This is a genomic window from Psychrilyobacter piezotolerans (assembly GCF_003391055.1).
GTDB lineage: Bacteria > Fusobacteriota > Fusobacteriia > Fusobacteriales > Fusobacteriaceae > Psychrilyobacter > Psychrilyobacter piezotolerans.
The window spans coordinates 75,181-92,015 of record NZ_QUAJ01000004.1; the positions used below are offsets into that span (position 1 = coordinate 75,181).

11 protein-coding genes are annotated in these 16,835 nt (G+C 32.4%); 3 read left to right on the forward strand and 8 right to left on the reverse strand.

Annotated elements, in window-relative coordinates; all coding sequences use genetic code 11:
• Positions 1–93: 93 nt before the first annotated feature.
• The 6 genes from DYH56_RS03585 to DYH56_RS03610 all read right to left on the reverse strand — a co-directional run bounded on the left by DYH56_RS03585 (position 94) and on the right by DYH56_RS03610 (position 7,501).
• On the reverse strand, positions 94–1,617 hold the full coding sequence (locus DYH56_RS03585) for a SulP family inorganic anion transporter (protein ID WP_114641489.1): 1,524 nt from the start codon (positions 1,615–1,617) through the stop codon (positions 94–96).
• 397 nt (positions 1,618–2,014) lie between these two features.
• The gene (locus tag DYH56_RS03590; protein ID WP_114641490.1) at positions 2,015–2,743 is read right to left on the reverse strand and encodes a lysophospholipid acyltransferase family protein; all 729 of its coding nucleotides are present in this window, start codon (positions 2,741–2,743) and stop codon (positions 2,015–2,017) included.
• Positions 2,744–2,821: 78 nt separating this feature from the next.
• Positions 2,822–4,261, reverse strand: coding sequence for a cardiolipin synthase (cls, locus tag DYH56_RS03595; RefSeq protein WP_114641491.1), 1,440 nt, complete (start codon positions 4,259–4,261; stop codon positions 2,822–2,824).
• Complete coding sequence (locus DYH56_RS03600; RefSeq protein WP_114641492.1) at positions 4,254–4,688, reverse strand: DUF1499 domain-containing protein; 435 nt, start codon at positions 4,686–4,688, stop codon at positions 4,254–4,256. The genes cls and DYH56_RS03600 overlap by 8 nt, the downstream gene beginning before the upstream one ends.
• 155 nt (positions 4,689–4,843) lie before the next feature.
• Positions 4,844–6,274, reverse strand: coding sequence for an aspartate ammonia-lyase (locus DYH56_RS03605; protein WP_114641493.1), 1,431 nt, complete (start codon positions 6,272–6,274; stop codon positions 4,844–4,846).
• A 36-nt stretch (positions 6,275–6,310) separates the two neighbouring features.
• Positions 6,311–7,501, reverse strand: coding sequence for an NAD(P)-dependent malic enzyme (locus tag DYH56_RS03610; RefSeq protein WP_114641494.1), 1,191 nt, complete (start codon positions 7,499–7,501; stop codon positions 6,311–6,313).
• A 438-nt stretch (positions 7,502–7,939) separates the two neighbouring features.
• On the opposite strand from DYH56_RS03610, the gene DYH56_RS03615 reads away from it, so the two are divergent.
• Both DYH56_RS03615 and DYH56_RS03620 read left to right on the forward strand, forming a co-directional pair.
• Positions 7,940–8,803 (forward strand): MurR/RpiR family transcriptional regulator, encoded by an 864-nt coding sequence (locus DYH56_RS03615; RefSeq protein ID WP_114641495.1) that lies wholly within the window; start codon positions 7,940–7,942, stop codon positions 8,801–8,803.
• A 460-nt stretch (positions 8,804–9,263) separates the two neighbouring features.
• The gene (locus DYH56_RS03620; RefSeq protein WP_114641496.1) at positions 9,264–10,904 is read left to right on the forward strand and encodes a bifunctional diguanylate cyclase/phosphodiesterase; all 1,641 of its coding nucleotides are present in this window, start codon (positions 9,264–9,266) and stop codon (positions 10,902–10,904) included.
• A 194-nt stretch (positions 10,905–11,098) separates the two neighbouring features.
• Here DYH56_RS03620 and DYH56_RS03625 read toward each other — a convergent pair whose 3' ends face one another.
• Positions 11,099–11,431, reverse strand: a complete 333-nt coding sequence (locus DYH56_RS03625) for a hypothetical protein (RefSeq protein WP_114641497.1) — start codon at positions 11,429–11,431, stop codon at positions 11,099–11,101.
• Between the two features lie 436 nt (positions 11,432–11,867).
• On the opposite strand from DYH56_RS03625, the gene DYH56_RS03630 reads away from it, so the two are divergent.
• Complete coding sequence (locus tag DYH56_RS03630) at positions 11,868–14,840, forward strand: EAL domain-containing protein (RefSeq protein WP_114641498.1); 2,973 nt, start codon at positions 11,868–11,870, stop codon at positions 14,838–14,840.
• 95 nt (positions 14,841–14,935) lie between these two features.
• On the opposite strand, the gene DYH56_RS03635 is transcribed toward DYH56_RS03630, so the two are convergent.
• Complete coding sequence (locus DYH56_RS03635) at positions 14,936–16,489, reverse strand: mechanosensitive ion channel family protein (protein WP_233499991.1); 1,554 nt, start codon at positions 16,487–16,489, stop codon at positions 14,936–14,938.
• Between the last annotated feature and the right edge of the window lie 346 nt (positions 16,490–16,835).

Below are 16,835 nucleotides of genomic sequence, written 5' to 3' on the forward strand. Positions count from 1 at the left end.
TAGAATAATGTATTTATCTAGTCGGTTAATTACTCGGTTTAGCAATAAAAAATGAGGCTTGACCCAAAGGGTCAGCCTCATTTTTTTATTTACTTATGCCAAGCTATCGTCTGCCACATGATACTGAGGATCTTCAAATACATTTACCTCTATTATTTCCTCTGCATTTTTTAATAATACTAAACAATCCGGGCTGAGATGTTTTAGATGAATTTTTTTATCTAACTCCCTATATTTTTCTGTGATGGCATTTATTGCCTCAATGGCAGAATGATCACTGATATGGGAATTAGCAAAATCAATATACACTTCTTTCGGATCTTCCTTTGGAGTAAATATTTCCTTGAAACTTACTGCAGAACCAAAGAACAGCGGCCCATCCAATCTGTATATTTTTGCTCCATTTTCTTTAAATTCAATTCTGGCACCAATTTTTTTACCTTTTTCCCAGGCAAAAATTAATGCTGAGATAATCACTCCGATGATAACTGCAAGAGCTAGGTCATGTAAAACAGTAATAACTGCGACAATCAATATTATAACTATATCCTTTGTGGGAACTTTTTTTCTTAACTTTAAACTATCCCAGGCAAAGGTTTCTATAACTACCATAAACATTACCCCTACAAGAGCTGCCAGTGGAATGATTTCGATTATTTTAGAACCGAATAAAACAAATGATAAAAGTGACAATGCTGTGGCAATTCCCGAAAGTCTTCCCCTACCATTACTTGTGATATTAACGATGGACTGACCGATCATGGCACAACCACCGGTACCACCCATAAATCCATTGAGGAGATTTCCTATTCCCTGTCCAATGCACTCACGGTTTCCCTGCCCTCTGGTATCTGTAAGATCATCAACCAATGAAAGTGTCAATAGTGATTCGATAAGCCCGACCAGTGCTGCAGTTACTGCAAATGGAACTATGATCTCTAAAGTTTCAAGGTTCATTGGCAGGTTGGGAATATGAAATTGCGGCAATCCGCCAGATATTCCACCCTTTGCAAACTCTTTAACATTTGGCATATGAATACCTATTTTATTCAGCCACATAGCTAAACCGGTAGTTACTATTATTCCCACAAGAGATGCTGGTATAGCCTTTGTAAATTTTGGTAAAAAATGAACTATTGCCATAGTTAATACTACTAAAGCTATCATTACATACAGTTGTGCCCCTTCCATCAATTTCCCGTCAACTTTAAATTGATTTAATTGAGCTAAGAAGATAACGATGGCTAAACCATTTACAAATCCAAGAATTACCGGATGTGGAATCATACGTGCAAATTTCCCTAATTTAAATACACCTGTCAGTATCTGTATTAATCCCATCAATACCACTGTGGCAAATAGGTATTCTACCCCGTGTCTAGCAACTAAAGCTACGAAAACTACCGCTACACTCCCTGCGGCTCCAGAGATCATCCCAGGTCGTCCCCCAAATATTGCAGCACAAAGACCGATGATAACCGATGCATGAAGACCTATTAATGGGTCGATCCCGGCTACAAAGGCAAAAGCTATAACTTCTGGAACTAAAGCTAAAGCTACTGTAAGACCTGCAAGAACTTCATTCTTGAGGTTTATATTACGAATTATTGATATCATTTTTCCTCCCTATTTTTTGAAAACATATAATTTTATATACAAACTGTATTATATCATTTTTTCAAGACTTTTTCAACTAATCTTAAATAATTCTTAGAAATAAAAATTTAGACACATATTAATTTTTTTTTAACCTTGGACACAAAGAATAAAAAAGTACACAAAGGGTATATAAACCTTAGTAATCTTTCGGTTGTTGACCCTTGCGGTTACTTCGTGAACTTAGTGTAAAAGATTTTAATTGGTGTAAATTAGTGGCAAAGAAATAGAAAAGGTCTGATTTTGTCTGTATTATACATTTAATTTTTTTCTTTGAGTATAAAAAAAAATTAATACTCGTATATCTGTCAGATTTTAGTCGGTAAAAAAACATAGGGTAGAAAATCTACCCTATTACTTATTTATTATAGTTGTTTACGATTACTTCCTTGACTACATTATGGATATTTTTCAGACCTTCTCTGTCATAATCTTTGGTATCTACTACCTTACCAATGATTAATTTCACATTTTTATTTTTAAACATCTTAATGCTCTTTTTATTTTGAATATCGTAGGTACCCTTCAGAGTGATTGGGATAATTTTTGCTTTAGAGTCAATGGCTACCTTAAATCCGCCATTTTTAAATTCTCCTATCTCACCACTATCGGATCTAGTTCCTTCAGGGAAAATCAGCATAGGATAACCCTCTTTGATAAATTTTACGGATTTTCTTATAGCCTTTATTCCTTCTCTGGGATTTTTCCTGTCTATAAATATAGAGTTAGTCAGAGGTATCCAGGTTTTAAAAAACATCCAAGTTTCCATCTCTTTCTTAGCCATAAATCCGGGTACAAAAGGAAAGTATCCTTGAATAACAGGAATATCTATATTACTTTGGTGGTTAGAGATCAAAACCATTGGCTCCTCCATAGAAAGACTTTTAAACTCCTCCTCATCTTCATAGATTACCTCTACCACAGCATTGGTCCTCTCAATAATTCCCCTTCCAAATCCTCTAAATAGATCTCTGGCATAGAAGACACGATCTTTTTCAACCTCTATTTTTTTCACCTTAGATAGTTTAAATATATTTAATTTTAAAAAGTATAAAAACCCAAATAATGTTACTCTTAATAATGTCATTACGAACCTCCAAACTTATAAATTACACCTGTCATCTTAACACGTTAAGTCAGCAAAGTCAAAGGATATCAGCTTTTTTTACATTATGGGTGAAAGGAGTTTTGATATGGACTCTTTAAACCTTATTATAAAACTTCTTTTTTTATATTTTTTAGAAGTGATTAGGGTAGAGCTCTTAATATCTTCTAAAAAAGCTGCCTTTAATTGAAGCGCTATCTCAGGATCATACACAAAAACATTTATCTCAAAATTCAACAAAAAACTCCTAATATCCATATTGGCAGATCCAACAGTACAAATCTCATCGTCCACAATTACAACTTTAGAGTGTAAAAACCCATTGTCATAGGTATAACACCTGGCTCCCAGCTTGACAAGATCTCCAATATAGGAAAGGGTTGCCCAATAAACAAAAAAATGATCTGGTTTAGAAGGTATCATAATATTTACTTCTATGCCGCCCATAACAGCAATCTCTAAGGCATTTAAGATGGTCTCATCGGGGATGAAATACGGTGTCTGTATATAGATATTTTTTTTTGCCCCTGTAATCATCTTAAAGATCCCATTTTTTATAAATGGTTCTTCATAATCAGGGCCGCTGCTCACTATCTGTAAATCACTGTGACCACTACTTTTTTCAAAGTGCAGATAATCATCGATGGAATGATTTAATTTCTTCTTCCTTCTTTTAAAGAATGATTTTTGCTCCCTCATAAAATCCAAGTTTATCAAAAATGATTTTTCCAATCCCAGAACACCAGATCCCTTTATCCGGAGGTGGGTATCCCTCCAATAACCAAATTTTTTATTTTTTCCCAGATATTCATCTCCTATATTCATTCCCCCTAAAAAACCGTATTTTCCATCGACTAGAACTATTTTTCTATGGGTTCTATAGTTAGCTCTCAGGCCGAAGCGGGAAAATAGCGGCGGGAAAAAGTTAAGAACCTCCCCTCCTGCATCTTGAAGTCTTTGAAAAAAACTATTAAATACATGGATACAGCCCATACCATCATAGATCAACTTTACTTCTACCCCATTTTTAACCTTGTTTATCAGCAGATCCATAATTACATTACCTATACCATCATTTTCGAAGATGAAGTATTCCATATGGATATATTTTTCAGCAGAACTGATGGCAGCTATGAGATCCTTAAAACAATCCTCTCCATGGGTATATATTTTAATATCATTTTTTGTTCTTAAATAGGCATGGTTCTTTACATTGAACAGCTGGATTAAATTATTATGCGGATGGGAACTTGTATCGCTCACCGTATCCTCTTTAAATTTTTTCTTATCGAATGAAAATCGTTTATAATATTTACGGGTAAACCTCCTTTTCCTCAGACTTAACCCAAAAAAAAGATAGAGAATGAAACCAAATATATTAGTTAAACTAAGAATAAGAATCCATATTATAGTACTTGTATTTTTTCTTTTTTCAAAAAATATAATGATGATGATAAAGATAATATTCAGTATATAGACTGCTGTGAAAACATTATTCATAGAATTTCACTCTGATTTTTTCCATTCTTTTTCTATTTACCCCGAAATCACTATATCCCGACCTGGCTAAAGATCTGACATGGATAATTTTTTTCTCTTTAGGAAAATAAAATTCTACATCATCTATAAATTTAAAAAATGATGATCTTACCTCTGCACGGATATATTCATCCCTGTATTCTACAACAGTGGTGTTTTTAAGGGTCTCTAAGATCATGATAATTTTTGCCACAGCAAGTTCCCTTGTAATATTATTATAGAGAATGGGTTCTATATAGTGCGGATCCCCTTCAGGGGCCATGGAGGACACGCAATTTGGACTGCTTGGACAGGGATAAAATTTACCCTTTATTATTCCTGTTTCTTTTTTGGGGGCAGATGCACATCCTACCAATAACAGTAACGATAATATTAATATATATTTCATAATCTTCCTCCTTTAAAAGCCTTGATGGTGATTAAAATCTAAATTTTTTTAACTGATTTTCTCTCATTCCAAGTATACCCAAGTTTATCTTAAGATTCAATAAATTTTATATAAAAAGGAGCCGGAAAATTCCAGCTCCAATAATTTTAATAAAATTATTTATTCTTTTTCTTTTCATCCATCAATTCTTTTCCAGAGATTCCAGGATTAGTCATATTATATACATCTAATATAATATCTAATTCCTCGTTAGTTAATAATCCTTTTTCTATTGTAAGTTCCCTTACAGTTTTCCCTGTTTTTAATGATTCTTTAGCAACCACAGATGCATTTTCATATCCTACATGAGGATTGATAGCAGTTATGATTCCAATTGAATTTTGCACCATTTCTTCAGTTCTTTCTGCATTAGGAGTGATTCCCTTGATACAGTTATAGTTCAGTGTTTGAGCACCATTTTTTAAGATTTGGATAGACTGGAATAAATTAAAGAATAAAACCGGTTCAAATACATTTAATTCCAATTGCCCGGCTTCTGCAGCCTTGGTTATTGTAAGATCATTTCCAAAAATTTGGAAAGAAACTTGATTCATTACCTCAGGGATAACCGGGTTAACCTTTCCAGGCATAATAGATGATCCAGGCTGTTTCATAGGTAAGTTGATCTCAAAGAATCCGGCTCTAGGTCCAGATGCCATCAATCTAAGATCATTTGCCATCTTAGATAAGTTTACAGCACATACTTTTAATGCCGATGATAACCATACGAAAACATCTACATTTCTAGTCCCGTCTACAAGGTCTGTACTCTGTTTGAAATCCATTCCAGTTACTTCACCTAATTTAGCTGCAATATCCTTTACATATGTAGTATCTGCATTTAATCCGGTTCCTACAGCTGTAGCTCCCATATTAACAAAGTAAAAATCTTCCAATGTCTCTTTTATTCTTTTGATATCTCTTCTTATAGGTCTGGCATAGGCTTTGAATTCTTGTCCTAATCTAATAGGGATGGCATCCTGAAGGTGAGTTCTTCCCATCTTGATAACGTGGTCAAATTCTGCTCCTTTTTCGTATAAAGATTTTTTTAAATCTTCTAATTCACTTAATAGTGACTCACAGAGTTGAATTACAGTTAATTTTCCACTTGTAGGAATTACATCATTCGTTGACTGCCCGTAATTAACATGATCATTTGGAGTAACAAATTCATATTTTCCTAATTTTCCACCCATAAGTTCATTGGCTCTGTTAGCAATAACTTCATTGATATTCATATTCATAGAAGTTCCTGCTCCACCTTGGATTACGTCTGTTATAAATTGATCATGGAATTTTCCGTCTATGATCTCTTCACTGGCACAAATCATGGCTTCAGCAACATCTTTTTCTATTACTCCAGCTTCTAGGTTCATAAGGGACGTAGCCTTTTTTACCATTGCCATTGATTTAATAAATGTAGATGATAATTTGTACCCTGTGATTCCAAAGTTATTTCTTGCTCTGAGTGATTGGATTCCATAATATGCATTTGCAGGGACTTCCATTGTTCCCAACGAGTCTCCTTCAGTCCTAAATTTAATCATTTTAAATTCCCCTTTTAATATTTAATATTTTTAAAATTATTGTTTTCTGATTAAGTTATTCTCTATAGCGATTTTCTTAACAGTTTCAGCTACCACCGATGCTACTCTTTCATCAAATGGACTCGGAATGATATAGTCTGCTCTTAATTCCTCTTCCTTTAATACATTGGCAATACCGTATGCCGCCGCTATCTTCATCTCATCGTTGATTACTGTAGCTCCAGCTTCTAAAGCACCTTTGAACAATCCTGGGAATGCCAGTACATTGTTTACCTGGTTAGGGTAATCCGATCTACCTGTTCCTACCACTGCTGCTCCTGCTTCTAATGCATCTTCAGGCATGATCTCAGGTGTAGGATTTGCCATAGCTAAGATAATAGGATCTGTATTCATAGATCTAACCATATCTTTAGTAACCATATCAGGTCCTGATACTCCTACAAACACGTCTGTTCCTTTCATCATTCCGGCAACTGAATCTTCCTCTAAGTTTTCTGGAGTATCGATGATATTTTGATCCAATAATTCCTTTACTAAAAATCTATATTTGTCATATTTATCCTGCATTACAACACCCTTTGAGTTATAAGCATATAATGATTTAACTCCTAATCCCTTAAGCATTCTGGCGATAGATGACCCGGCCGAACCGGTACCAATCATAGATACTCTTAGGTCAGATATATTCTTTCCTAATAACTTACATGAATTTATTACTGCAGCTGTAGTAACTATTGCTGTACCATGCTGGTCATCATGGAATACAGGAATGTCTAACTCTTCGATTAATCTTCTTTCTATTTCAACACATTTAGGAGCTGCTATATCTTCTAAGTTTATTCCCCCAAAACTAGGTGCTAATAATTTACAAGTTCTGATAATTTCTTCAGTATCTTTAGTATCTAAACAGATAGGGAATGCATCTACTCCACCAAATTCTTTGAATAAAATTGCTTTTCCTTCCATTACAGGCAGTGCTGCCTCAGGACCGATATCTCCTAATCCTAATACTGCTGTTCCATCTGTGATTACAGCAACCATATTTCCTTTGGCTGTATATTTATAAACATCATTTTTATTTGCAGCAATTTTTTTGCAAGGCTCTGCTACACCCGGTGAATAAGCTAGACTTAAATCCTCTTTAGTCTTTACAGAAACCTTTGAAATAACTTCGATCTTACCCTTGTTTTCGATGTGTAATTTTAGCGATTCTTCATATACTGACATAGTTATAACTCCTTTGTTTATATTATTTTAATGACTCTTATTCTTAGTTTATCTCTATTAAGGGGGTTTTTACCAGTTTTTTTTAATTTATTTATTATTTTTTTAATTTAAAAAAAATTTATAAATTTTTTGACCCCTCTCATAGAGTTTTTTTTAATTTTATGATATAAACCATCACAGTTTTTGTAACTAAGTGTATACTACAAAAACTTGTAAAAAATGTCAATATATTTCTGAATAAAATTATTCATTTTTTTTATTTTGAAGAATTTAAACCTTTAATTGTTCAAAATACACAATTAAATACTAAATGGATAACCGGTCGCTCTAGGAGAATTATTGACAAATGAGAAGAAAAATTATATCCTAAATCAAATATAAAAAAATAAGTTTTTTTAAAGAAATAGTTTATTTTACTGGTAGTTAGAAGGAGGAGATATGAAAAAAAGTAAGTTTAATTTAGAAAATAAAATTCAAAATATGGTATCAGACCTTCCACCGAAACAGAGAAAGCTGGCAGGATATATTTTGAAGAATCTAAAGCCATGTGCCTTCATGACTTCTACAGCTCTCGGCACAGCTGCAGAAGTAAGTGAATCCACAGTTATAAGATTTGCTTCATATATGGGATATAAAGGATATCCTGATTTCCAGCAGGAGCTGAGAGAATCCCTAAAAAATGAGTTGTCTGCCCTGGATAAGTTTTCCATAGAAAAAGTTGAGGACACATCCACCGTCTATCAGGAAATTTTTGAATCGGAGGTAGGAATAATCAACAGGACACTAAAGGAATTATCCTCTGAAACTTTTAATAATGCAGTAGAAGCCCTTTACGATAAGGAGAGTATACTCACAGTGGGATTTAAGGGGTCTTACTGCCTTTCCAGCTATGCAGGGTATAATCTCAGCAAGATTCACGCCAAGGTGCAGATTATAGACGAATGGAATGAGAGATGGTTTAACTATTTAAACGATCTCAGTGACAATACGGCAGCTATACTCTTCGGTTTCCCAAGATATCCCCAGAATGTGGTAACCATAGCAGAAACTCTCAAAAAAAGAAAGGTCTCCCTTATAGTTATTACAGACAGCGTGGTATCGCCTCTAGCTGAATACGCAGATTTTTTATTTATTATTCCTGTAAAGAAAGCCTTCTTCGTAGATCACCTTTCTGCAGTGATGTGCCTCATCAACGCTCTCATCTTTTCCCTTTCCCACAAAGATAAAGAAAAGACGGAGAAGTATCTTAAGAGGTTTGAAAAGTTTGCAAATGAAAATAATTTTTTTGTGAAAAGCAATTAAAAAGAATCTAGTTCTAAGATCATATAGGGTTTATCCTAAAATACAAAAAGGGCACTAATTTTAGTGTCCTTTTTTTGTATTTTTTCTTATTTAACCTCAAAAATGATCTCTTAATTTTTCAAAAGGAACATTTTATAGGAAGAGTAAAGAAGAATTATTGATCTGTTTTCCAATTTTTAAACGATAAGTCTAAAGATGAAACAACATTAGAAAATGATTATATAACTGTAATTTTTTAAAATAACTTCATGTAAAACACAATAAAAATTTAGGAAATTTAAGTATTTTTTTATCTTTAATTTGACAACATTAAAGTTATTAGGTATACTGTTTTCGAAAATCAAAACGCAACAGTGTTTTTTTCTAGCACAGAAAACGATTTTGTATCTATAATTTTGAATTTTATACATGGCAATTATTTATTAGCTTAGATATAGTTTATAGGATGGTGGTTTATTTAATGAGTGTTATTTCAGTGGTTAATTCTATTAAAAAGTTGAAAAAAATGAGTATTTTCCAGTATTCACTTTTTGTCTTATTGATGATATCGTTGCAGATTTTTGTAGCTGACTTAGTCAATTCATTTGGAGGTGTAAAATCTTCATTATCATACCTGATGCTTTTGACAATAATAACGGGATCCTTTGTTTTAGGACCCGCAGGAGGTCTTATATTTGCTTTAACAGGAGGTTTGTTTTTAGGTCCCTTTATGCCGATGAATTCAGAGTTGTCATTGATGCAAAATTCCCCTAACTGGATTTTCAGGATGATTATTTATGTGTTTATAGGAAGTTATTCGGGGGCTATTATGAATTACCTTTTAAACACCATCAATAAGCTGAGTAAAATTACTTTCTATCATACAAAAACTAACCTGCCGAATCTAAAATATTTTGAAAATATTGCTCTTACAAATTATTCTTCCGATGCTTATTTTGCTAATTTAAAATTTGAAAATTACGAAAAAACAAAAGAAACCTTTGGGGGAAATTATGCCGATGATTTCATAAACTTTTTTTCTAAGGGTTTAAGTGATGTTTTTGGTAAAAAAAATCTTGCCACAGTTTTTTATTTGGGAGGGGGCAGATTTGGGATTATTTTTTCCAGTTCAGAAATTAACAGTAAATTTAAAATTTTTTTTAAAACAGTTTTAAAAAAAATAAGAAAAAAAGAGATCGAATATTTCCCCAGCATGTTTATTGGGGTAGCCAAACTTGAGGGAAATAATATAGATATCCTTCAAAATTCCGAAATTGCAAGACGATCTGCTAAAAAAAATCTAAACCATTACGAAATTTATTCCGAAGAAATGAAAACAGCATCCCATAAAAACTTTGACCTTCTATGTGAAATTCCAAGGGCTATAGAAAAAAAAGAGTTTTATATATTATATCATCCAAAAATTGATCTTTATTCTGGAAAAGTAGAGGGGGTAGAAGCATTGATAAGATGGGATCATCCTGAAAGAGGAGCAGTCTCCCCCGATGATTTTATTCCCCATATAGAACAGACAGCAATGATAGGTAAGGTAACTGAATGGGTATTAAAAACTGCACTCATGGATTTAAAAAAGATGCAGTTACAGGGAATGGATCTAAGGGTCTCTGTAAATATTCCTTTAAACCTTTTACAAAACCCTAAATTAACCAAAACTATCAAAGAGTATAATAAAAAAATATTACCTTTAGATAAATTAGAATTTGAGATCCTTGAAAGAGGCAGTGTAGATGATTTTAAAAATACAGCTATTGTAATGGAATCTCTAAAAAGTATGGGTATTCAATTTTCATTGGATGATTTTGGAACTGGGAATTCTACCCTGACATGCGTTCAAAATCTTCCCTTGGATATAATAAAAATTGACAGAACCTTTGTAAAAGATATTGAAACCAACCGAAAAAATAAAGAACTTGTCCGTTCTTGTATAAATATCGGACGGGCTCTGGATAAAAAAATAGTCGCAGAGGGAGTGGAAAGCGAAGAAGTGATCAAAATTTTAAAAGACATGGGCTGTGACTGTGCACAGGGATATTACTTTACAAAACCCCTTACATATAATAAATTTTTAAATTGGTATAAGACTTATACAGACCTAAGATGAAATACATAGAAAAACTCAGACTTGTTTTTGAAGAAAAGTTTTAAAATAACTTTTTTGGAATTTTCATAACTAAACCTAATAAAATAAAAGCAAAAAGGACACTAATTCCAGTGTCCTTTTTTTAACCCTTTCTAATGTCTTGTCTGTGATATTTTATATTGGCTGTCCGTGATTTTCAAATATTGTCAGATATTTCATTTAGATTTTTTTTCGGAGTTTTTTAACTTCTGTAGATCTTCTAATTTCAATTCTAAGGCTCTTAATCTTTTTTCGTGTTGTTCTAGTATTTCTAAAGCTTCCACAGGAATACCCATATTTTTTTCTTTTAATTGTTTTACTATTTCATATTTTTGAAATGACAATAACTCTTTCTCTTTTAATGTGAATTCATTAAAGGATTTATTTATCCATTCCGCCATTTTAGCTTTATTTCCATCGAATTTCTTATCCAATATATCTTTTTCAGTTGCTCCCTTTTCCAATAATTTAATTATTTCATCTAATTTTTTTCTAGCTGCTACATCCATATTTCTCAACCTCCTAATTTTATTAAATAACTAGATAATTTATCTGTTTGATTTTTTTTAATGATTTAGATATATTATTCCTCCCTATTTGTAAATATTTAATCTCTATGACTGAATAAAATAATCGTAGTTTTATAATATATTTAATATGATTATTCATGTAAAAATCCTTTTTTATCTAAATTATTTTTTATACTCAAGGAACTTAGTATATCCGAAGATCGGCTGGAGAGCAGGTCGATTTGATTCATCGAGATGCCATTTTAGAATGTAAATTTATAAATGAGTTATTTGAAATTATAGGTTAAATAAAAAATCTTATAGGAATATTATACCTTCTTTATTCTTCAGGAAATTCTATATTTAAAAAATCAAATATATGTTATAATAGTGTGTTTGTTAAGACAATTATAATTTTAAAAAAAAGGAGATAAAATTGAAGAAAGTCACTATATTTTTATTACAGATAATCTTATTTTTAATAGGGGTTACTGCCTATGCCCATGACTATAAGTCATCTAAAATTTACTCGAAAGAGGAGATAAACTACATAGAAAAAATGCAAGAAGGGGGGCTGAAAATAGGGGCAAATATAGACAGTTTGTATGTAGATATTAAAAATCCAGAGGACAGTCTTGCACATAAGTATGAGTCGTTATTGGAGGATTTTTTTCATATCGATGCAGAGATTATAATAGACGAATGGAAAGACCTGTATCAAAATCTTAAAAAAGAAGAGATCGATCTCCTGCTTGATTTTACTCTCTCTGAAAATAGAAAGGAGGAGTTCAATCTTTCTATCCCCATCCATGGCGAAAAACTCTATGTTATTTCAAATAACAAGAACATTTCTTTGGATGAATGGAGGGATTTATCTGGAAAAGAAATTGCTGTCCTCGTTGACTCTTCCTACAGCAAATATATGAAAGAATTTAAAAAAAACAACAACCTTAATTTCAAAATAAAAGAAGTTGATTCATTCCATAATTCAAAATATGATTATGCGGTAAGTCATACAGGAGATCTGTTTTCTGACGGATTAGATGTACTGGAATTAGCAGATGTGGATCCCATGGGAATAGGCCTGGCCAAAAGCAAGGTGATGCTCAAGAAAATCATAGATAAGGCACTGAAATACAGCCATAAAGCTCAACTCCTTGAGATGCTGGACAATGAAAAGACCAAGAGGAAGAGAGCGGTATTTTACAAAAACCTAACCAAGGCTGAAAAAAAATATCTGGAGGGAAAAGAGAAGATAGAGATCCTGGTAGACAGCGAGTTCTATCCTATATTTTACTATGACAAAAATAAAAAAACTTATGATGGCATATTTTCCAGAATATTAAATGAGCTCAGCCTACTCTTGGACACACCAGTTGAAGTTATAAATCTTTCCCCCGAGGAACCTTGGAATTCCATGTATGAAAGGTTTAAAAAAGGCAGTGGAGACATGACAATTATGTATTTCACCCCAGAAAGGGGTGGTATGCATAATTTTTCCGAGCCATTGGAGTATACGGATATGATACTTGTATCTAACGGGGGAAAGAAGAATATTACTAATATGAAGATTGGAGTTGTCCAGGATGACATCTCTGAAAAGATCGCCCTTAAATATTTTTCTGAATCCAATAAAATAATAAAATTTGAAAGATTTGGGGAGATGATAGATACCCTGAAAGATGGGAGAATCGATAGCTGTGTAATAGATAATGATATACTTAGCTATTACCATCAAACAAGGTTCGATCTTTCCCTGGAAAAAATAAAAACTTTGGAGAAAATGCCCATCTGTTTTGCTGTACAAAGGGAGAATGACACCCTGTTAAGTATAATAAATAAGGCAACCGATGGTTTCATCGACCGGAAAGGAATAAAAAATGATTTCTTTCAGGAGTTATTAACGGTTAGTATTGCAAAAAAGATGGAGGAAAATAAGAGAAAGAATCTTATTTTATCCATGGTAGGGCTGATAGTTGTGGTTATAGCTGCCATGACTGCCGGAAGTAAGTATATTTTACACAAAAACCTCCATAAATTAGCCTACTACGACCATTTGACTACTGCACTGAATAGAATCAGCTTTGAAAAAGAAATGGATAAAATCAATTTTTCAAGAGACGGTGGACTGGGGATGTATATAGACCTCAATGGATTTAAGCTGATAAATGATAATTCCGGTCACCATGCAGGAGATATGATTCTTAAAGAGGTGGTATGCAGATTAAAAAAGGTATTTAAAAATGATCTGGTGTACAGGTTAGCAGGAGATGAATTCTTTGTCTTTCTAAAAGATACCCCTTTAGAACCCGGAATAAACCTTGCGAAACAGGCTTTGAAAGAATTAAAAACTCCTATGAATATAATAAATAAAGAATTTGAAATAAGTGTCAGTATAGGTATATGTGAGCTGGACGAAGAGGTAAACAATCTGGAAGATTTTCTGCATAGGGCTGATATTGCAATGTATACAGCTAAGGACAAAAAAGATGGTGGTATTGTTGTTGCTACCAATAAATTAGTGGCTCAATTTGAGGAAGATAAAAATCTGGAAAAAGAATTAAAAAAAGCCCTTTATACAGAGGGGATTATACCGTATTTTCAGCCAAAAGTTGATCTGCAGACAAATGATATAGTGGGAATAGAAGCCCTGGCCCGTTGGATCCACCCTGAAAGAGGGATTATATCACCAGTGGTATTTATACCTCTGGCCGAAAAGACAGGCCTGATACAAAAATTAGATTTCTTAATAGCTGAATCCACAATAAAAAAATTAAAAAAATGGATTGACCAGGATCTTGTTTCCAACGATTTCAAAGGTTCTTTTAACATATCGGTAAAAACATTTGAGGAAGAGGATGTATATGAACAAATAAAATTTTTATTAAATAAATATGATCTTCCTGGGAAAAATATAGAGGTAGAAGTTACTGAAAATATATTTATAAATAAACTCAGCAAAATGCTGGATGAGCTTAAGTTTCTTAAAGAGGATCTGGGGGCATCTATAGCACTGGATGATTTTACTGCAGGTCATGCATCTTTAAGGGGACTATCCCAGCTGACTGTAGACACTTTAAAATTTGACAAAAGTTTACTGCAGATAATTAAAGAAAACTCCGAAAAAGGGAAAAACATCTATAGTACCCTTGTAAAATTAAGCAAAGATATGGGATATACTTCGGTGGCAGAGGGAATAGAAAATGTAGATGAGAGTGATTTCTTAAAGAAAGAGGGAGTCGATTATGGACAAGGTTTTTATTTCGCAAAGCCCATGGCTGAAGATAAATTTGTTGAATTTATAGGTAAAAGAGATGGTAATTCCCTATATAAGGAGCGTTTAGTTGAAATAATCCGGCAAAAACAAAATGAAATAAAAATAATAGAGGTCTATAACGGTGCTCTTTAAAAAAATTTAAAGTTATAAAGAGGGATTTTCTCTAAATTTAAGACTCTTAGATATATCTAAGAGCCTTTTTTTTACATATATTACAGACAGCTTTTTTAAATATTTTTTTTTTGCTCTGTCTCACTCTGATTTTTAATTATCACTACACGTCTCGCAAAGGGAATTTCTATACCCTTTAGATCAAATTCATTTTTTATCATATTTCTAAGCTCAAAAACCACACTGAGATGATGACCTGGTCTAACCTTTGTAACAGTTCTTATAAGTAATTCCGATTCACCAAACTCTTTTATTCCCCGTACTACAAGTTCTTCTAAAACACTGGGATTTTTCTCCTTAATACGTTTTCCGATATCATTTAATACCTGGAATACATACTCTAGATCGCTGTCATATGCTACCCCTACTTCAACAACTGCAAAGGTATATCCTTTTGAATAATTTTCTACTTCATTTATCTGACCATTTCTTAATATATGGAGCTGTCCATTGGGATCTCTTATCTTTGTAGTCCTGAGAAAAATAGACTCGACCACTCCATGAGAAGACCCTGTTTCAATATAATCTCCTACTAAAAAAATACTCTCAAAAAGAATAAAAATTCCGGCAACGATGTCATTGATAAGAGACTGGGCTCCCATACCGATAACTAAACTAAAAATTCCAGCACCGGCAAGTATAGGAACCGGATTAATTTTCAAAGCCCTAAGTGTAAGAATCAAGGCAATAAAATATACTATGGTCTGCAAAAAAGATTTCATTATTGGGATAAGTGTCCGTCTCTGTTTATTAAGTAACTCATTTTCTGATTTCATCATATATTTATCTACAAAAAGTTTTAAAATTTCTACAACCATACGTGTTATGAAGAATATTCCTATTATCTGTACAGCTGCTGTTCCAAAGGGAACATATTTAGAAAAAAAACTGATCTGAAGCATTGCCAAAGAAGTTATCCATACATAAATAATATATTCTAAACAACGTCTAAATAACGGTAGTAAGCTGTTTAATCGGTTATACCATTCTAAGTAATCTTCGCGATACCGGTGTCTTTTACTCAGATCTTCTAAACTGTCTACAACTACAGTTGCTGCCCTGGCAAGTAAAATCCCTCCTGACGCAATTAAATATATCTTTAAAACAACATACATGTTATTTATAAATCTTTCCGGAAAAAATAAAAGATTCATTGCGTATATCAAGATTAAAAAAATTATACTGTTTTTTATGATTTTTTGTAATCTGAAAAAAAAATTGTCTATAGTCTCATTGTTTGATTTGAGGTTTTTATATGCTTTTGATTTAATCTGTGCTTTATCCAATATTTTTGAATTCAGCTTTATAAAATAATGAGCCGCAACGGATACCAATATAATTTTTAATGCACCCACTAAAAGCCCAGTCCAAAATTCACTTGGAATTCCAGACACTGTAGATACGGCATTTTGATAAACACCTATATTTTTATAAATTAAATAACCATTATAGCCCAACAAGGCAAGGATAAGAAATATGTATATAAAAATTAAAAAAAATTTGATTTTTTTTAAGATAATTTCAGAATATTCTTTATCTTTTTTAAAAAAAGATATATAACCTACTTTTTTAAATAAAGTTCGGATTACAATATATATAATTAAAAACACTGTGGTAAGAAAAACTAATTCGCACAATGTAAAAATAATATCCTTAAAAAAAACATGAAACACTTCAAAAACATCCATTTTATTCACCCCATTTTATAAGTGAGAACTTTTGTTATTTCAAAAAATCAAGCAACCACTTCTATTTCTTTCAAACACTCCGATCATTTAATTAAAAAAAATATATGAATTTTTAAAAAAAATAACTATTGATTCTTACAAGAAATTTTAAAGAATTCCTTTAATTTTTTTTCATTATCTGGGAGCTATAAAATTAAAATTTCATTTAAATTAAAATCGAATATATGTTATAATAATATCTTGTCGAGACAATTTTAATCTGAAAAAA

Bases quoted from the DNA above. Each gene is read 5' to 3' on its own strand.
- DYH56_RS03620 (WP_114641496.1), top strand. From the start codon at position 9,264: ATGAGTGTTATTTCAGTGGTTAATTCTATTAAAAAGTTGAAAAAAATG.
- DYH56_RS03615 (WP_114641495.1), top strand. From the start codon at position 7,940: ATGAAAAAAAGTAAGTTTAATTTAGAAAATAAAATTCAAAATATGGTA.
- DYH56_RS03610 (WP_114641494.1), bottom strand. From the start codon at position 7,501: ATGTCAGTATATGAAGAATCGCTAAAATTACACATCGAAAACAAGGGT.
- cls (WP_114641491.1), bottom strand. From the start codon at position 4,261: ATGAATAATGTTTTCACAGCAGTCTATATACTGAATATTATCTTTATC.
- DYH56_RS03605 (WP_114641493.1), bottom strand. From the start codon at position 6,274: ATGATTAAATTTAGGACTGAAGGAGACTCGTTGGGAACAATGGAAGTC.
- DYH56_RS03625 (WP_114641497.1), bottom strand. From the start codon at position 11,431: ATGGATGTAGCAGCTAGAAAAAAATTAGATGAAATAATTAAATTATTG.
- DYH56_RS03600 (WP_114641492.1), bottom strand. From the start codon at position 4,688: ATGAAATATATATTAATATTATCGTTACTGTTATTGGTAGGATGTGCA.
- DYH56_RS03585 (WP_114641489.1), bottom strand. From the start codon at position 1,617: ATGATATCAATAATTCGTAATATAAACCTCAAGAATGAAGTTCTTGCA.
- DYH56_RS03590 (WP_114641490.1), bottom strand. From the start codon at position 2,743: ATGACATTATTAAGAGTAACATTATTTGGGTTTTTATACTTTTTAAAA.